General features: G+C 40.5%; 15 protein-coding genes. 13 read left to right on the forward strand and 2 right to left on the reverse strand.

The features are described from left to right. Positions 1-51 precede the first annotated feature (51 nt). The 10 genes from BK139_RS10165 to BK139_RS10210 all read left to right on the forward strand — a co-directional run bounded on the left by BK139_RS10165 (position 52) and on the right by BK139_RS10210 (position 10562). Entirely contained in the window at positions 52-309 is a 258-nt protein-coding gene (locus tag BK139_RS10165; protein WP_076258219.1) for a hypothetical protein, read from the forward strand. 49 nt (positions 310-358) lie between these two features. Beyond that, the gene (locus BK139_RS10170) at positions 359-976 is read left to right on the forward strand and encodes a TetR/AcrR family transcriptional regulator (RefSeq protein WP_076258220.1); all 618 of its coding nucleotides are present in this window, start codon (positions 359-361) and stop codon (positions 974-976) included. A gap of 253 nt (positions 977-1229) precedes the next feature. Beyond that, complete coding sequence (locus BK139_RS10175; protein WP_076258221.1) at positions 1230-2165, forward strand: diacylglycerol kinase; 936 nt, start codon at positions 1230-1232, stop codon at positions 2163-2165. 301 nt (positions 2166-2466) lie between these two features. After that, positions 2467-3843 (forward strand): 23S rRNA (uracil(1939)-C(5))-methyltransferase RlmD, encoded by a 1377-nt coding sequence (gene rlmD, locus BK139_RS10180; RefSeq protein WP_076258222.1) that lies wholly within the window; start codon positions 2467-2469, stop codon positions 3841-3843. A gap of 1066 nt (positions 3844-4909) precedes the next feature. Further along, on the forward strand, positions 4910-5596 hold the full coding sequence (locus BK139_RS10185; protein ID WP_076258231.1) for a hypothetical protein: 687 nt from the start codon (positions 4910-4912) through the stop codon (positions 5594-5596). 30 nt (positions 5597-5626) lie between these two features. Then, entirely contained in the window at positions 5627-6760 is a 1134-nt protein-coding gene (locus BK139_RS10190; RefSeq protein WP_076258233.1) for a helix-turn-helix domain-containing protein, read from the forward strand. A gap of 78 nt (positions 6761-6838) precedes the next feature. Continuing rightward, complete coding sequence (locus BK139_RS10195; RefSeq protein WP_076258235.1) at positions 6839-7648, forward strand: hypothetical protein; 810 nt, start codon at positions 6839-6841, stop codon at positions 7646-7648. A gap of 151 nt (positions 7649-7799) precedes the next feature. Then, a complete protein-coding gene (locus tag BK139_RS10200; RefSeq protein ID WP_076258237.1) occupies positions 7800-8057 on the forward strand; it encodes an ECs_2282 family putative zinc-binding protein in 258 nt (85 codons plus the stop codon). A gap of 8 nt (positions 8058-8065) precedes the next feature. Next, a complete protein-coding gene (locus tag BK139_RS10205; protein ID WP_076258239.1) occupies positions 8066-8563 on the forward strand; it encodes a hypothetical protein in 498 nt (165 codons plus the stop codon). 535 nt (positions 8564-9098) lie between these two features. Further along, positions 9099-10562, forward strand: coding sequence for a PAS domain-containing sensor histidine kinase (locus tag BK139_RS10210; protein ID WP_076258241.1), 1464 nt, complete (start codon positions 9099-9101; stop codon positions 10560-10562). Between the two features lie 79 nt (positions 10563-10641). On the opposite strand, the gene BK139_RS10215 is transcribed toward BK139_RS10210, so the two are convergent. Beyond that, on the reverse strand, positions 10642-12555 hold the full coding sequence (locus tag BK139_RS10215; RefSeq protein WP_076258244.1) for an alkaline phosphatase family protein: 1914 nt from the start codon (positions 12553-12555) through the stop codon (positions 10642-10644). 257 nt (positions 12556-12812) lie between these two features. Here BK139_RS10215 and BK139_RS10220 point away from each other — a divergent pair, with 257 nt between their 5' ends. From BK139_RS10220 to BK139_RS10230, 3 genes are all read left to right on the forward strand, one after another. Next, complete coding sequence (locus BK139_RS10220) at positions 12813-13916, forward strand: SH3 domain-containing protein (RefSeq protein WP_076258246.1); 1104 nt, start codon at positions 12813-12815, stop codon at positions 13914-13916. 257 nt (positions 13917-14173) lie between these two features. After that, a complete protein-coding gene (locus BK139_RS10225; protein WP_048009740.1) occupies positions 14174-14830 on the forward strand; it encodes a 5-bromo-4-chloroindolyl phosphate hydrolysis family protein in 657 nt (218 codons plus the stop codon). Further along, positions 14827-15993, forward strand: coding sequence for a toxic anion resistance protein (locus BK139_RS10230; protein ID WP_076258248.1), 1167 nt, complete (start codon positions 14827-14829; stop codon positions 15991-15993). The genes BK139_RS10225 and BK139_RS10230 overlap by 4 nt, the downstream gene beginning before the upstream one ends. 52 nt (positions 15994-16045) lie before the next feature. Here BK139_RS10230 and BK139_RS10235 read toward each other — a convergent pair whose 3' ends face one another. Beyond that, positions 16046-17704 (reverse strand): PAS domain-containing sensor histidine kinase, encoded by a 1659-nt coding sequence (locus tag BK139_RS10235; RefSeq protein ID WP_076258251.1) that lies wholly within the window; start codon positions 17702-17704, stop codon positions 16046-16048. Between the last annotated feature and the right edge of the window lie 115 nt (positions 17705-17819).

A 17819-nucleotide genomic window follows, 5' to 3' on the forward strand; every position in this document is an offset into this window, starting at 1 on the left:
AAAAAAGACCGATCAGTTTATTTTAATTACAATACCTGGGGAGTGGGAGATATGGGAAGAAGGCAGGTTCCGCAGGAAATGCAAAAAAAGAGCAAGAGTGTCCATCTTGAGCAATGGATTTGGGATTTGGCAGCGCAGCTGCAGCCGTGCCGTTCAGCAGCTATCAGAGATTTATTTCTCGCTAAAATGAAAGAAGACTTGATAAGAGCGGGATTGGCGGAGGAAAGCACGGAAATCACGAGTGAACATGCCAGCCTGTATATAGAAGAAGTTCTGAAAGACAGTGAAATCAGCCGAAAGTGCTGCTGATAAATGCATAACTGAAAGAGAATAAATCAGTTGCCTTGGAGGGACAGAATTGCCGCCTATTGTATCAGAGGAATATAAACGGAAAAAAAAGAAAGAGATCCTGTCTGGCGCCTTGGCCTGTTTTGCCAAAAAAGGATTTCAGGCAGCAACCATAGATGATATAGTCGCCTACTCAGGAATAAGCAAGGGAGCCATCTATAATTATTTTAAAAGCAAGGAAGAAATCTATTTGGAGCTGTTGAATGAGCAGACAGAATCAGCTAATGCAAGACTTGCAGAGAAAATATCCATGTTATCCTCCGCGGAAGAGAAACTTGAATACCTGTTTGACTTGTACAGGGATATGAGCCCATTCAGCGAGGAACGAAAAGACAGAATAACTGTGCAGCTGGAATTTACGCTGCATTCCTCAAGAGATGAGAACCTGAATCGAATCCTCAATGAACGGGGAAAGAAGTTCTTTTTAAAGCTGATAACAGATATTATGGAGGAAGGACAGGATGCCGGGGAATTCCGTTCCGCTGCAGACCCAAATCATGTAGCGGGATTGTTCTGGACTTTTATGGACGGGGCCATGCTTCATAGAGTAATCAATGATGAATATCCATATAGAACCATTATTGACTATGTTAAGAGCCTTGTTTTGCAGGACCTGAAACAGGAATAATGCTCTGCCTTATCCTGGCTAATGATGATTTTAGATCAACAGGCCAAGAAATATAACTTAATTACGATACTTTTTTGCCTAATGAGGGTATAATTCATTTGTGCATCTGACTACTTGTGAAAATAGCAGGAAGTGAATAGAATAGAAACGGATAGCAGTGAATAATTGCTAAGCCGTGGACTATTCGCTATGATGTAAAAAGATGGAATAAAGAGGATTAAGTTTAGATATTTCAATAATAGGATGATGGGCTATGAAAAGAGCAAGAATTATTTATAATCCGACTTCAGGCCGGGAAATTTTTAAGAGACATTTAGCAGAGGTTTTGCAAAAATTGGAGAGAGCTGGCTATGAAACCTCATGCCACGCCACCACAGGTGAAGGGGATGCGATTAAAGCTGCCCGGACAGCTGTTGAACGCCGATTCGACCTGGTCGTTGCAGCAGGCGGAGACGGTACGATTAATGAGGTTGTAAATGGACTCGCCGAACAGGATTACCGTCCTCGCCTCGGCATTATCCCAACGGGCACAACCAATGATTTTGCCCGTGCTCTCCATATTCCAAGAGATGTGGAAGCGGCAGCAGATATCATTGTAAAAGGAGATACCATTCCTGTTGATATTGGCCGCATAAATGATAAATATTTTATTAATATTGCCGGTGGAGGAAGGCTGACAGAGCTGACTTACGAGGTGCCAAGCAAGCTTAAAACCATGATTGGCCAGCTTGCCTATTACCTAAAGGGAATTGAAATGCTGCCTTCAATCCGTTCAACTGAAGTGAGCATCGAGTTTGATGGCAAAATCTTTGAGGGTGAGGTCATGCTTTTCCTTGTCGGTCTGACAAATTCAGTCGGCGGGTTTGAGAAGCTTGCGCCGGATTCCTGTATTAATGACGGGCTATTTTCCCTGCTGATTTTAAAGAAAACCAACCTCGCCGATTTTATCCGGATCGCGACAATGGCAGTCCGGGGTGAGCATGTAAAGGATCCGAACGTCATCTACACGCAGGCAAATCGCATTAAAGTGCACTCCAAAGAGAAAGTACAGCTCAATCTTGACGGTGAATTTGGCGGGCTGCTTCCTGCCGAATTCGTAAACCTGTACAGACATTTGGAAGTATTTGTCCCTATTGACCAGATTCGTGAAGAAGACCGTCCCACCGATTGGGAAAGCTCCCGCGAATAATAGGAAGTCCGCTCTATTACAGGGCGGGCTTTTAATTTTGCGAAAACACATGAAGTTGTGAACGATTCAAATAGAAAAGTATTCCTGCCAATAGAAGAGTGAAAGAGCAAATAGATATGGAAACCTTGCAAATAGACCGGAAAATATGCAAATAAAGGGTTAGAATCTGCTAATAGGCATGCTCCAGGCTATGCAAAGATTCAGAATCCGAAAGATATCCATTTCGTATTTACCCCTGTTTTATGATACAATCTGTCTAGTCAAAAAAGGTCACGGAATTAAGCTGAAAAGGAAGAAAATGATGAGCAGAACATTACCTGTGCAGAAAAATGATTATATAGATGTTACATTTGAGGATTTGACCCATGAAGGGGCAGGAGTGGCAAAGGTGGACGGTTATCCGCTTTTTGTGCCGGATGGGCTTCCCGGTGAGAGAGCAAAGGTAAAAGTGATTAAGGTGAATAAGGGATATGGATTTGGGCGCCTGATCGAGACATACGAAAGCAGCCCATACCGGGTAGAAGCACCCTGCCCGATTTATAAGGAATGCGGCGGATGTCAGCTGCAGCACCTGAGCTATGAAGGCCAGCTTCTCGCCAAGGAAAAACAGGTCAGAGATGTTCTGGAAAGAATCGGGAAGCTTGAGGGCGTCAAGGTGCATCCGGTTCTCGGCATGAAGGATCCGTGGCGCTACAGAAATAAAGCGCAGGTTCCGATTGGAGAGCAGGAGGGCGGTCTGATCGGCGGGTTTTACCAGCAGCGCACCCACCAGATCATCGATATGAAGGAATGTCTCATTCAGCAGGAAAAAAATGATGAGGTTGTTCAAAAGGTAAAGGAAATTTGCGGCCGCTATGGTGTTCGCGCTTATGATGAAGGCAGGCATAAAGGCGAGCTCCGCCACGTGATGGCGCGCTATGGGCTTGCGTCCGGCGAAGTGATGATTGTTCTTGTTACCAGGACGAACGAGCTTCCGCATAAGCAAAAGATTGCGGAAGAGATTGCATCAAGCATCGAAGGTGTTAAATCCATCGTCCATAACGTGAATTCGCGGAAGACAAATGTGATCATGGGAGATGTTACACGAGTCCTTTGGGGCGAAGAAGTGATCTATGATTTTATTGGCGATATCAAATTTGCGATTTCAGCACGCTCCTTTTATCAAGTGAATCCGGAGCAAACGAAGGTTTTATATGATAAGGCATTGGAATATGCGGATTTGAGCGGTGAAGAAAAAGTTATCGATGCGTACTGCGGTATTGGCACCATCTCTCTTTTCCTGGCACAGAAAGCAAAAGAAGTGTTCGGTGTTGAAATCGTGCCGGAAGCCATTGAGGATGCGAAGAGGAATGCGGAACTGAACCGGATGACAAATGCTTCATTCGCAGTGGGGAAAGCAGAAGAAGTAATTCCTGAATGGTATAAAAAGGGGAACATGGCAGATGTGCTGGTCGTTGACCCGCCGAGAAAGGGCTGTGATGAAGCCCTTTTGAAAACCATCTTAAGTATGAAGCCAAAGAAAGTCGTCTATGTATCCTGCAATCCGGGAACATTGGCAAGGGATCTGCGTATTTTGGAGGATGGCGGATATAAAACCATCGAAGTGCAGCCTGTGGACATGTTCCCGCAGACTATGCATTGTGAAGCAGTCGCGGGATTGGAATGGAAATGTAACTGACCAAAGTTTCTTACCGACAACACAATAAACCTATCCGATTTCTCCATCAAGTGAGAATAAAGATCTCGCAAAAAAGCGTGAGAAAGACAGGGCTATCCCTTACGGGATAAGCCTTTTTCTTTTTGAGTCAAACGGAAGACTCTTTTCGATTTAAAGAAAAAGCGTGAAAAAAAGAGGGGAAATAGCGTGAAGAAAAGTGTGAAAAAGAGTGGGAAGGAGCGGGAGAAGGAGAATTCGGAAGACTTTTTTCGAACTTCGGTGGAATGCGGGTTTGGGTAGGTGATTTCGGAAGGGAATTTTGCGGGAGTCCATAGTAGATAGCAAAAAGACGAAAAACTAACGTATTTTCTCTTTTTTGTTAAGGGTTAAGGTAGCAAAGAGAAAAACAGAATTGTGTAACTGAAGAATAAAACCCTTATTTGTTAAAACAGACTTTTCCACAGTTTATCCACACCGAGAATAATCATTTTTATAAAAAGAGTGAGAAAAAGCCAGTTATCCCCGACCTATCAACAATCGAGGAAAAGCGGGAGACAAAACTATAAGGTATGACATAACCCTGATAATTCGGTAGACATACCATCAGTCGTTTTCTCAGTTTTTTGTTTAATCGAACGTTTGATTAAACAAAAAACAAGCCTTGTTGAATATGTAATAAAGCGAGAAAGAAAAACTGATATATTATTTAAAACATATATGAAATTAAAAATACCGACTCTTGCACAAAAATAACTTTCCAAGACCCAATGTTGGTGATCCGATTTGGATATACCAATCTATCAAGACTTAGGAAAAAATATGATAATCACTACAGAATTTTAAAAATATGTAAAGAAGATTGAAGTGTACCTCTATAAGTAATGAGCAGTTGATTAGAAGGATGTACATAAAATCATATATTACTTGGATTGTGATGTTCAGGCATGATGTCTTGACATTTTTTTAATAGTAAAACCATGTTGAAATCTAAATAACTTTACATTTTAATTTTATTTGAATATGAAACTTGACTAATTAGACAAAAAAGTAAATAATAATGGTAGATTATGGAGTGGAGAGTGAGTTAATGAATTCTAAAATAAAAGAATGTATGTTGAGTCCTGAACAGAGATACTTAATCCTTCAAGGAATTAAGAATAGCAAGGAAGCGTTTCGAGAGTCAACCCAATCAATCCCAAACACAGTCACCAAGAAGCACACTCCTCATTTGCTATCTGATTTAATAAACGAGCATGTTTTGAGAATGATAGAACAGAATCCTCACACACAAATGAAAGTTTATCCCAAGATTGCTGGATTTCACCCATATATTGCAATTCATGATACCGTAAGAAACATATTCATCCTACTTTCTAAATTGCCTAAAAGCAAATATATAATGAGTCCGAGTGGCTATAGAAAAGAATTTTCATCTGCCAACTTGAATCGCCTTTTGGATATGGGGGTTCCACAAGATGAATTGTTGAAAGATGTCCCTGTATATCAAGGATCGCTATTTTTAGGCGAGGCTAATCAGCCTTTTGGCATCATCGTTTGCTATGATAGCAAGAGCGATATTGTTTTTGAGGGAGCTTTAAGACCAGACCAGGAAGATTGGATTTTTAAAGAAGACATTACAGATGATATTAATCTTACAACTGGCAGTCTCTTTGGTCTAAATAGCCATAACCTGGAAGATATTAAAGTTACATTAAAAACTACAACGGCAGACGATGAAATTGTCTTAAAACTAAAAAATAGTACGTCATCATAGATTTACGTAAATAGTTGGGAGTAAAAGTATATGAATACTGATCAAGAATTGAAATTTAATCCAAAAAGGCTAAGGGAGGCTCGTTTAATACGGGGGTTATCAATCAGTGAACTTGCTGAACAGCTCCACATTTCAAAGCAAGCGATATCCCAATTTGAACTTGGAGATTATACGCCTAAATCTGAAACAATGATGGCTATAATCAATACTCTAAAATTCCCGAAAAACTTTTTTTATAAAGATTATAAGGATCAGTTTGTTGGTAATACGTTTTTTAGGGCGAATGCTACAGCTACAAAAAAAAGTAAAGAAACTCAGCTAAACAAAACCCTCTTGGCTGGATATATTTACGAGTATTTATTTGACTATATTGAGTTTCCAGAACTGAATCTGCCAGACATAACTGAGTTCGATAATGAATGGGATAATGAATCCATTGAGAAGTTGGCAAAAAATTTACGTGAATATTGGGGTATTGGTGATAAGCCAATCCCTAATATTGTCCATTTAATAGAGCGAAATGGGATTATGGTCTTCTCTGTAGATACGGATAGCCAAAAGGTAGATGCTTTCTGCCAGCATAGAAAAGGAAGACCGTTTATATTTCTTGGGAATGATAAACAATCTGCTTTTAGAAGGCAATTCGATGCAGGGCATGAGTTAGGACATATTCTAATGCATAAGGATATTGACAATCAAGAAGTGCTAAATAAACTTGAATTCAAACAAATGGAGAACCAAGCACACCGCTTCGCTTCTGCCTTTTTATTACCTGCAGAGGCCTTTGCAAAGACGGTGACATCAACTTCTTTGCTACACTTTATTGAGTTGAAAAAATATTGGAATGTGTCTATGGGAGCAATGATATATAGATGTTTCGATTTAGGGCTAATTGATGAAAGTCGGTACACCTCTTTACAGAAACAAATGTCTATGAAAAAAATTAGAACGAAAGAACCTCTTGATGATGTATTTCCTCTTCAACAGCCTGTTGTACTAAAGAAAAGCATCCTCATGTTGCTTGAAAACAATGTAAAAAATGAATTGCAGTTGATTCAAGAAATGGCAGTTCCACAAGAGTATATTGAGATGTTGTGTAACTTGAATAGAGGTACTTTGAATTTCAAGGAACCTGAGCCAACTATAAGGTTAGTTAAAAAGTAATGAATAAATTTAACACCAATAGATTGAAGAAGGGAGTAATGGATATTTTATTTCTGATGCTGGAAAGGATGAATTTTAATGGTAACGGGTACAAGTGAATGTTTCCTTTGCAAAGAAAAAAAGCCATTAAAAGCAAGTCATATAATTCCAAAGTTTGTTGGAAAGTGGCTGAAAGATACATCGGCAACTGGCTATTTACGTGAAACAAAGAATGCTGATAGGAGACAGCAAGATATAACGAAATTACCTTTATTATGCAATGATTGCGAACAACTATTTTCAAAAAGTGAAAAATTATTTGCAGAAAAAATTTTTAAACCATTTCAAGATGGAGAAAAACGATTTGATTATAATATATGGTTAATATATTTTGTCATTTCCGTTCAATGGAGAATAATTACTACCCAAAAAGATACTGCAAAAGAGATTCCCGATTTTCTATTGAGTCATTTAGATACCGCATCTGCAATATGGAGAGAGTTTTTACTTGGTAACAGTAACAATGTTGGTTCTTATGCCCACCATATGTTCTTCTTAGATACAATAGCAACGGTTGGTGACAATCTAACATTGCCTGATAAACCCAATATGTATTTATTAAGATCAATTGACAGTACAATTGCGTCAAATGGAAAAGATACATTATTTGTATATACCAAGTTACCAGGTATTATTATAGTTTCACATATTTATCCCAATAATATGAGAGGTTGGGATAAAACTAAGATTGTAAAAAGAGGAACTATAAAAATCCCTCAGGTTTGCGCTGTTAAAGGGTTTGGAGAATTTTTAAATCATAGAATAGAAGAATCGAGGAATTACACAATAAGTGAAAACCAAATCACAAAAATTAATGAAGAAGTAAGAAAAAATGAAAAACATTGCTAAATTCCAAATCAATTGAGGCAATGATAGCAGACGAAGAGTTAAAACAATTTAAAAACAGATTGTAGATTTTTTTATGAATTATGCTTAAAAGTGGCCAAGTTTTTATGGTTGTTCTGGTTCGGAAACATTGATTTATAGGAGGTTAGTGTCAATGAAGGATATGGAAAAAATTGTGACCCTAAAGTGTGTTGTGTGTGGAAATGACCAATTTTCATGTGTTGACGAATCAATCGAAGATATACAGGATGCCCCTGATGAAGCAGAGGTTAAGTGTTCGGATTGTGGGAGAGTAACAACAAAAGAACAACTTTTTGAAGATAACAGCGAGGTAATTGAGGCTAATGTCGAAGACTTTAAAGAAGAAATTGTTAAACAACTCCAGAAGGATTTCAAGAAGTTGTTTAAGTAGGAGGCTTTATGGATTCAATCGAACTGTGGTTAAAGTTTAAAGAGATTTTTGTCGACATTGTGAAATACGGCTTTCCATCAATAGCTATCCTATTATCCATCCTATCCTTTAGAGATTCCAGGAAAGCAAATAAGATAAGGGATAGGCTCAATGAATTAGAGGAGAAACTAAAGAGATATGCGATAGAGGAAAAGGAAAAAGAACGAGAACAAGCCAGTAAAGCATGTGTCGATGCTCGAATAGTGAATATAGCCAAGAACAAATACAAACTCAAAGTTTGGAATTCTGGTAAAGCTACAGCTTATAATGTCGATTATGAAATTCCACCTGAATATAACGGCGTAATATGGAGAGACAAAGTTCCATACGAGTTTCTTGAACCAGGGAAAAGTTTTGAAGAACATGTGATTGTGCATATGGGTACACCAAGAAAATTTACGATCACTACTACATGGGAAGGTGAAAAAGGTACAAAGTATTCAAAGGAGCAAATATTAACAGTGTAAGTTCTTTATTTCCATTGAACTAATTTGAATACAAATAAAGGAGAAATCTTATACCTTTAACCTTAACCCTTAAATCTTCTATGTAACTAAAAATTAAAATTCCTAACCCGTCACAAAAAACCTTTCCGATTTCTCCTTTGAGTGAGAAAAAAGATTTCGGAAAAAAAGCGTGATAAAACCAGGGTTATCCCTTACGGGATAAGCCTTTTTCTTTTTGAGTCAGTCGGAAAACTTTTTTCGAGTTGGAGAAAAAGCGTGAAAAAAAAGAGGGAGAAAAGCGTGAGAAAAAGCATGAAAAGAGGGGGGAAGGAGCGGGAGAAGGAGAATTCGGATGACTTTTTTCGATCTCGAAAACGAAGGAATGCGGGTTTCGATGGGGTGATTTCTGTGGGAGTTTTTTACGGGAGTACAGAAAGAGGGCAGCTGACCTGAGGGAAAGCTGCTTTTTTTTATTGAGCTCTAAAGAATCCTCATACTTTTTTTCATATAATTCTGTAAAATATAGTTTATAGAGTTATTAAATGGGGTGAGGTTAATGGTCAATGATTTCCCGATCCTTGGTAATGATGGTGAATCGATATATTCCAATCCTGATGAATTGCTCGATTTGTTCCTGAATTGTACGGCAGATGGGGTTGCCATCATTGATATGGAAAACCGTTTTATAAGGGTCAATCATATGTATACGGTGATTTTTGGCTATACCGAAGCGCAGGTTATCGGCAGGAAATTTACCGATTTTCAGAATCTGGAAGAAGTGAAGAAGATTATAAAACTGGTCAAGCTGGGGAAGGTTTACAGCAATGTGATCACACAGCGCTATCATCAGGATGGTTCGATTCTGGATATATCGGTTTCCTATTCTCCTTTCAGAAATTCCAAGGGAAAAATCATAGCTGTTCTGGCTATATTCCGTGATATGACAGAGTTTAAAAGTATGGAGAGGGAATTAAGAAAAACCAGGGAACTGTATGACTTAATTACGAAGAATACGACAGATATGATCAAGGTCTTCACAAGGGAACAAACGGTGATTTATGCATCCCCATCTCATGAAAAAGTATTGGGATATTCGCCGCTGCAGCTTGTGGGGAAGTCCTGCACCACTTTCATATATTCAGAGGAAGAGAGGGAAAAGTTTAACAAGGTCTCTCAAAACCTGCTTAAAACAGGAGAGCCTCAGCTCCTTGAGACAAAAATGAATACGGCCAATGGTGATGTCGTTTTCGTAGAGGCTAGCATTTCCCCTATTTTCAACGATAGGGGTGAAATTGAATTATTTGTGGCAGTAGGCAGAAATATAACTGACAGAGTGAATAATGATGCTGTTTTGAGGAATTTGGATCGCCTTTCCATTATTGGACAGCTTGCTGCAGGGGTTGCCCACGAAATCAGGAACCCGCTGACTTCTTTAAAAGGTTTTTCAAAACTGCTCCAATCAAGCATTAATCAGGAAAAACAGGATAATTATCTTTCCATTATTATGGAAGAGCTTGATCGAATTGATATCATTGTCAATGAGTTCATGTCTTTGGCAAAGCCTCAGGCAATCGAGTTTGAGAAAGGAAACTTAATGTCTATTCTGGAAAGTACGATTAAGGTGCTTCATCCGCAGGCACTGCTTCATAATGTCCAGATTCATCTCAAACATAGTGAGAATGATATTATGCTGTTATGTTCACCTCCTCAGCTGAAGCAAGTGTTTGTGAACTTTTTAAAAAATGCGATTGAAGCTATGCCAAACGGAGGAAATGTATATGTCAGCACGCAGCAAATAGAGAGCGGGCGTGTAAGGATTGCTTTTGCAGATGAAGGGGCAGGCATTGATGATGAAATGCTTAAGCATCTTGGGACACCTTTTTATACAACAAAAGATAAAGGAATCGGTCTGGGGCTCACAGTCAGCAACAAGATTATACAGGAACATCAAGGGCTGATGACTATCGATAGTTTTATAGGTGAAGGAACTACGGTGACTGTAGAATTGGATTGTATATAGTTTGTTCTGCCCATCTCTTTAGGTGTGGTTTTTTTAAAAAATGAAACACGGCCTTGCAGCACATAGCAAGGCCGTGTTTTTATTCTAAAGCATCTTTTAGAACTTTCCCCTCCAAAAAGTCAGGAGCCGGTATCTCCAGCAGTTTATAAACGGTTGGGGCGATATCCAGTACGGTAATCGAGCCAATTCGGCTGTCATTTTTAAAAGAAGGGCCTTGTGCAAAGAATACAGCCTTAAGTTCTTTCCGATCAGGGCTGCCGCCATGGCTGCCGAGTTCTATTGCCGGCATTTGGGGGCTTGTTAAGCTGCTGCCCATCATATAGCCTCTTGCACCAAGCAGCAATATGTCTCCCTGATTAGGGTGCTTATTCTCTTTTTTATTATCATAGGCAATCTGATAAGGCTTTTCTTCTTTCCTAAAGAGGTAATTGGAAAAATGCTTTGCCGTTTGATTAAATTGGCTGAACTTTCCTTCGGCGAGGAAATCACCGGCTTCACCCAAATAGCCCTTTAGGATTTTTGTCTTAAATTCGGATTTGATTTTATATTCGCTAAAGAGTTTCAACACTTGGTCTGCAGCCTTTTCCTTTTCTCTTTTGGAGAGGTTTTCATTCAGATATATTTGGGCAGCTGATCCGCTGGCTACAGCCATTGCTTTGGACTTCTCCTCATCCACTCTGCCTTTTTTATCTGTTTTTAAAAGACCTGCTTCTTTCAGAAGTGTGTTTGGAGCCAGAATGGTGTGGACTGGCTCCATGCCGTGATCAGATACCACAAGAAGGTGGTCTTCTTCGCTAAGGCTGTCCATCGTCTGTCCTACTACATCATCTGCAAGCTTGTAGGCCCATTCAATGTATTTCGAATGTCTTTGGGAATTTCCCTCTGAATACCCGGGCTGCCGCGGATCTGCCAGCAGAAAATGATGTGATTCATAATCAATCTGGGGTGTGTAAAACATCAGCAGATCGGGCTGGTATTTTTCTTTAATATAAAGAGACACATCAGTTGCCCAGCGGACAAAACGCGAACCAATTTCCTCGTACTCTTCCCGAGTAATCCACTTTTTTTCAAAAGCCTTTGTATCATCCTGGACGGGGAAAAAGCCGAATTCCGATAGAAGCTCCTCTTCAAATCCTTCTGGACCTTCAATGAGGGCTGACGTAACGGCAGTACGGTAAATGCTCGCTTTCTCAAGGCTGGCATCAGTTTTCAGCTTAAACCAGAACCCTGCAGATTCACCGTCAGCTTCAACAGGAATTGACCCCCATTCATTGGCATTGACGATAACATCTTCGGAGTCTGCCGAACGGTTTTCCGAAAAAATGAAGCGGTTATAGCCGGTTTTTCCATCATCCGAAGTGTCTAAAGCTAATATATAGATCTCTTTATTCTTTGCTTTTTTCAATGGCAGCTTCACTGCAGCTTCTTTTGCAGGGCTAAAGCTGTTTTCGGTGTGCTCCCAGCTCTCTGTTTTTTTGAACTGAAGCTTATCCAGAGAGCTTTCTGCCCAGGTTTCACCATAATAAACTGCATAATCAGCCTGTTCGCCTGCATCAGGGTTTGACCCGGGAAACAGCACGGTTGCTGTTGTTTTGCCATTCTTTTTGGCTTCTGCCCAAAGCGGGCTTTTATCAAGCGGCTGATGAAAAGCGCTTTCTCCATTGGCCAATTCCTTGTTGGGGTCCTGCCATTTATTGCTGACCATGCCGGTTTCCGATGGAACTGCACCTGAAGCAATTGCCGCATGTGATGGTGCGGTCAGAGAGGGGGTTACAGTCTTGGAATCCTTGGCGGCTACTCCGTTCTCCATAAGTGACTTAATATGAGGAAGCTTGCCGTCCTTTACAAACTCTTTTGCCAGGTCGTTTCTCATTCCATCAAAGGAAATCAGTACAACCTTGTTTTCCTTCTTAGAATCCTCTGTATATCCTGAGGAAGGAAATACAATCGATCCTATTAATAAAATAACTATATAAAAATAGTGCTTATTCATTATGTTTCCTCCAAGATGTAAGTAAATTGGTACAAGAGCTTATTCCCTGCATTTTTTATAAATAAACATTTTCAAAAAGGAAGATATACAGATGCCAAATATACTGACTCCGCTAAATAAGCTAATTCAAACTGATTCAATAGAATCAATAAAATTTTTCCAGTCCCAAAGAGGTAGACTTGAAGTTTGCGAATCTTTATTTTTAGAGTAGTCCGCAAAGTTCGACAGAAAAAAATGAGGGATATGGAGGAAAGTGTATGGCAATTTTAAAAGGTTCATATGGAAACAGAGCTATATTAAAAGGGACTGTTGCTGCAGCTATTTTAGCAGGAGGAGTCTTGTCGCCGTCAATTCCGAGCTTTTCAAACGAGGCAGTTGCAGAAGCAGCTTCCTATACTTACACAGTGGATGCAACCAGTCTGAATGTCCGTTCCGGTCCAGGTACAAATTACAGCCGGATTGGCAGCCTGGCCCAAGGCAGCAGTATTCAGGCTATTGACCGTCTTGCGAACGGCTGGTACAAAATAACGTACAATGGCAAAACAGGCTATGTCAGCGGCCAATATGTTAAAACAAATGAAAAACTTTACCGGGTGGATGCTACCTCATTAAATGTCCGGAAAGGTTCAGGTACAAATTACGGGAAAATAGGGTCCTTGAAAAACGGATCTGAATTGAATGTTATACATAAGGAAAGCAATGGCTGGTATAAAATTTCCTACAATGGCGGCACGGGTTATGTAAGCGGTGATTATGTGACAGTCAGTGACGCCCGCCTGTCCAAGACCAATGTGCCGCTCATTGCCCAGCGGCCAGAGCTGCCAAGCGGATGTGAAGTCACTTCACTGGCGATGGCACTGAAGTTTTATGGAGTGAATGTCAGCAAAACCACACTAGCAAAAAAAATGCCATATGACTCAACCAAGCTGGTAAGAAATGCAGACGGATCAATTAAAACCTGGGGGGACCCTGATGTCGGGTTTGTTGGAACACCTTTTGGCAACGGACACACGATAAATCCGGGGCCGCTGAAAAAGCTGCTTGATCAATATCGTCCTGGCGGTGTAAATTTGACCGGGAAGGATTTCTCGGAAATAGAAAAAGCTGTTTCAGAGGGTAACCCTGTACTGGCATGGTTTACAATCAGCCATGAAATGCCGAATAAAAGAACCTGGAAAACGCCTGCAGGCAAAACGATCAGTGCACCGACACCTCTGCACTGTATTGTCGTAACCGGTGTGGATGCCGATTATGTTTATTTTAATGACAGTGAAGCTGTTAAAAAAGATGTTAAAATGCCAAAAGAGAAGTTCATTAAGATCTACAATGCCATGGGCAAGCGTGCATTGGCGGTTAAATAGCCATAAAACACCTGCGGAAAATTTCCGCAGGTGCTTTTTTTTACAAAATATACGTCTCAGGTCTTAGCAACGATTACTTTTGTGGTCTATGGCGGGCAATCGTGTTATTTTGTATCGTATAACTTGAGAAGTTTTTTAAAAGTGTTTTAATAGATTTAAGGATATATGCCTTTTTTGCTGAAAGATGTCTGTGGATGAAACTTTAGGTTTATCAATTACGTATAAATAAGTAGGACTATGAGTAGGAGTCGATAAATATGAATTCCTTTTTAGCATTTGCTTTTCGCCTGCTGACGGCTGTTCCATTGTCTGTCAGTGTCTGGCTGGCCAGTTACTTTGCTTTCGGGCAAACATTTTTTCTGTCAGGGGTTTATGGAGCTGGAGCCGGGCTGCTCACTTATTGGGCCGGAGGATTGATTCAGCGCCGCCGCTTTTTGAAAAAGCATGGATTGACGAAAAGGGAATACCAATATATAAAGCGAAATCTTGATGAGGCACGCCGCAAAATAACCCGTCTGCACAAAGCGATGTTCTCAATACGGCATTTCCCGACACTGAAGCAGCGCATGGAGTTCATGAGGGTGACAAGGAGGATTTACAGACTGACCAGAAGTGAGCCGAAACGGTTCTATCAGGCGGAGCAGTTTTATTTTTCCCATTTGGATTCTGCTGTGGAGCTGGCGGAAAAGTATGTCTTTCTATCTTCCCAGCCGAGAAAATCCCGTGAACTGGATCAGTCCCTCCAGGAAACGAGACGTACACTTGATGCACTTACCCATCATGTGGAGGAAGATCTTCACCGGGTTATAGCGGAAGATATTGATCAGCTTCATCTTGAAATTGATGTTGCCAGGAATTCGATTGAGAAGATAAAAGAATCAAGAATTCATGATGAAAGCAGGAGATTAAAATGACCGAAGAAAAACCGTCCCTGTTAAAAAATACTGATTTGATGGATGATTTGCTGGCAGATCCTTTCGGGGTGAATCAGCAGCCTGTTTCCTCGCCGCTGCAATCGGAAAAGCGGACAAGGCTGATAGATGTGATCCCGGAAGAAAACCGCGAAAAAGCCTATCAGCTTGCAAAGCAAATCGATCCTGCCAATCACCAGGCGATGATCTCATACGGAACACCAGCTCAATCAAAGCTGTTATCGTTCTCCCATACTATGCTCGAGCATGTTCAGAAAAAGGACGTTGGTGAAGTGGGAACGATCATCAATGACCTGATGAAAAAATTCAGCGATGTGAATCCGGATGAGCTGAAGCCGGAGAAATCATCCTTTTTTGCGCGTATGTTCGGAAAGATTTCCGGTTCAGTTCAGGAAGTCTTGTCCAAATACCAGAAAACGGGAGCTCAAATCGACCGCATCAGCGTCAAATTGGAAAGAAGCAAGAATGCGCTTCTTTCCGACATTGTCATGTTAGATAAGCTTTATGATAATAATAAAGAGTATTTTCATGCGTTAAATGTCTATATTGCAGCCGGTGAACTGAAGCTTGAAGAACTTCATGAAAAGACGATTCCTGAACTGAAGAAGAAGGCAGAAGAGTCAAATGATCAGATGAAGTTCCAAGAAGTAAACGATATGATTCAGTTTGCTGACCGCCTGGATAAACGCCTTTATGACTTGAAGCTGAGCCGTGAAATAACGATTCAAAGTGCGCCGCAGATCCGGCTGATACAGAATACCAATCAGGCATTGGTTGAAAAAATCCAGTCTTCCATCATGACCGCCATCCCTCTTTGGAAAAATCAGGTGGCCATTGCCTTGACGCTGCTTCGCCAGCGCCATGCCGTCGAAGCCCAGAAGAAGGTTTCAAAAACCACCAATGATCTTCTATTGAAAAATGCGGAGATGCTGAAAGTGAATACGATTGAAACGGCACGTGAAAATGAGCGGGGCCTTGTCGATATTGAAACATTAAAGAAAACACAGGAGAACCTGATCTCTACTCTTGAAGAAACCTTGAGGATCCAGGAAGAAGGCAGGAATAAGCGCCGGCAGGCGGAACATGACCTGGCCAATATGGAAAATGACTTGAGACTGAAGCTGCTGGAGATTAAGGGAAATTAAAAGAAGAGCGATGTTCAATCAAACGTTTGATTGAACATCGCTCTTTTGCTGTTTAAACTGTTAATTCAGTTTCAGTGGCAGGTGTTTGTTTTTTTACAGGGAGCTTGATGACAGCTTCTGTTCCTTTCCCTTTCTCGCTATTGAAATAAATGGAACCATTATGGGATTGGACAATCTTGAAGCTGACTGTGAGTCCGAGGCCTGTTCCCTTCTCCTTTGACGAATAAAAAGGTTCACCGATCCTATTTAGGCGATCTTCCGACATGCCGCAGCCATTATCTTTAACCAGGATAGTCAGCAGATGGTCTTCCGCCAGCAGTGTAACGGTTACTTTGCCGCCTTCTTTAGATGCCTCGATGGCATTTTTTATGATATTGATAAAAAGCTGCTTTAGCTGATTTGGTTCACATTCAATCATATAAACATCAGATTTTAACAGAAATTCAATCTGGACATTGTGCATGCTGGCTTCTGTTTTTAAAAGCGAAATGACATTAAACAGGATCTTTTGGACATCTGCTTTTGTAAAACAAATATCCTGAGGTTTGGCAAGAAGCAGCAGCTCGCCGACAATATGGTTGATCCGGTCCAGTTCCTCCTGCATGATCTGATAATAGAACTGATGCTTTTCATCTTCCAGCTGCATGAGCTGCACAAAGCCTTTTAAGGATGTCAGAGGATTTCTGATTTCGTGCGCAACACTTGCAGAAAGCTCCCCAACCACAGAAAGCTTTTCAGTGCGGCGCAGTCTTTCTTCAGCCTGACGAAGCTTTGTCACATCTTTCCCATATCCGATGACCCCGGCAATTTGACCATTCACAATAAGCGGAAGGGCAGTGCATTGAATAGTCAGTGTGCTGCCATTTTTATGATTGAAATCAAACTCACAGGTCTTTGGCTGTTTATCTTCAAGGATGCCTGTAAAGTCTTCAATGGCCTTCGCTTTATAAGGAACCGGTATTATTTCATTGATGCTTTTACCCAATGTTTCATCAGGGCTGTATCCTGTCACGGCTTTAAATTGGGGATTTACTTTCGTAATTGTGCTATGAAGGTCTGTCATAAAGACTATCTCGGTATTATATTCAAACAGGGATTTATACTGCTGCTGGCTTTCGGCAAGCAGCTTCTCCACATGCTTTCTTTCTGTAATGTCCCGGCCGATAATAACCAGTCCTTTGCGGCTTCCATCGGCATGGAAGAGCGGAACTTTAATTGTATCGAACGTTTTTTCTGTTCCGTCAGGTAAAGGAATAACTTCTTCAATGCGTGTAATTTTACCGTTTCTCCAGGTTTCTTCATCTGATGTTTCACAGTAGCGAAGTGCGTCTGCATAAAAATCAGTGTACTCGGCCAGTTCTGAGTCCTTCTTGCCTTTATAATCGACATTTTCGAGATTGAATAACTTAAGTCCAAACTCATTAGACTCAATCCAGCGGCCTTGACCGTCTTTGAAATTAACGAAATCCACCATGGAATTAATTAAAGTGGAAAGGCGCTTTTCTTCTTCTCTTGAGGCGCTGAGCTCATCTCTTTTGCCTATAAAATAATAGAGCAGCCATCCTGTAGCAATGATGTACAGAAATTCTTTAGCTCTGAATAGAAAACTGACAAGAGAAGAAGGTTCAAGCATATGTAAAAGGTAATTCGTTCCGAATACCCAAATAAGGCTGATGATCACATATAAGCCCAATACCTTTTTTTTATTCATTAGCTTATATTTCTCCTGTTCTTTATTTGGCTGAAAAAAAGCTGGAATTCAGTCAAATTAGTATTTTTCACGTATAATAATAGAATATACAGGTTGCATATACAGATTATATATA

Source organism: Paenibacillus sp. FSL R5-0490 (assembly GCF_001956215.1).
GTDB lineage: Bacteria > Bacillota > Bacilli > Bacillales > Cytobacillaceae > Cytobacillus.

Coding starts and splice junctions, on each gene's coding strand:
- BK139_RS10190 (WP_076258233.1), top strand. CDS start 5,627: ATGAATACTGATCAAGAATTGAAATTTAATCCAAAAAGGCTAAGGGAG.
- BK139_RS10210 (WP_076258241.1), top strand. CDS start 9,099: ATGGTCAATGATTTCCCGATCCTTGGTAATGATGGTGAATCGATATAT.
- BK139_RS10200 (WP_076258237.1), top strand. CDS start 7,800: ATGAAGGATATGGAAAAAATTGTGACCCTAAAGTGTGTTGTGTGTGGA.
- BK139_RS10195 (WP_076258235.1), top strand. CDS start 6,839: ATGGTAACGGGTACAAGTGAATGTTTCCTTTGCAAAGAAAAAAAGCCA.
- BK139_RS10165 (WP_076258219.1), top strand. CDS start 52: ATGGGAAGAAGGCAGGTTCCGCAGGAAATGCAAAAAAAGAGCAAGAGT.
- BK139_RS10205 (WP_076258239.1), top strand. CDS start 8,066: ATGGATTCAATCGAACTGTGGTTAAAGTTTAAAGAGATTTTTGTCGAC.
- BK139_RS10215 (WP_076258244.1), bottom strand. CDS start 12,555: ATGAATAAGCACTATTTTTATATAGTTATTTTATTAATAGGATCGATT.
- BK139_RS10220 (WP_076258246.1), top strand. CDS start 12,813: ATGGCAATTTTAAAAGGTTCATATGGAAACAGAGCTATATTAAAAGGG.
- BK139_RS10235 (WP_076258251.1), bottom strand. CDS start 17,704: ATGAATAAAAAAAAGGTATTGGGCTTATATGTGATCATCAGCCTTATT.
- BK139_RS10230 (WP_076258248.1), top strand. CDS start 14,827: ATGACCGAAGAAAAACCGTCCCTGTTAAAAAATACTGATTTGATGGAT.
- rlmD (WP_076258222.1), top strand. CDS start 2,467: ATGAGCAGAACATTACCTGTGCAGAAAAATGATTATATAGATGTTACA.
- BK139_RS10225 (WP_048009740.1), top strand. CDS start 14,174: ATGAATTCCTTTTTAGCATTTGCTTTTCGCCTGCTGACGGCTGTTCCA.
- BK139_RS10175 (WP_076258221.1), top strand. CDS start 1,230: ATGAAAAGAGCAAGAATTATTTATAATCCGACTTCAGGCCGGGAAATT.
- BK139_RS10185 (WP_076258231.1), top strand. CDS start 4,910: ATGAATTCTAAAATAAAAGAATGTATGTTGAGTCCTGAACAGAGATAC.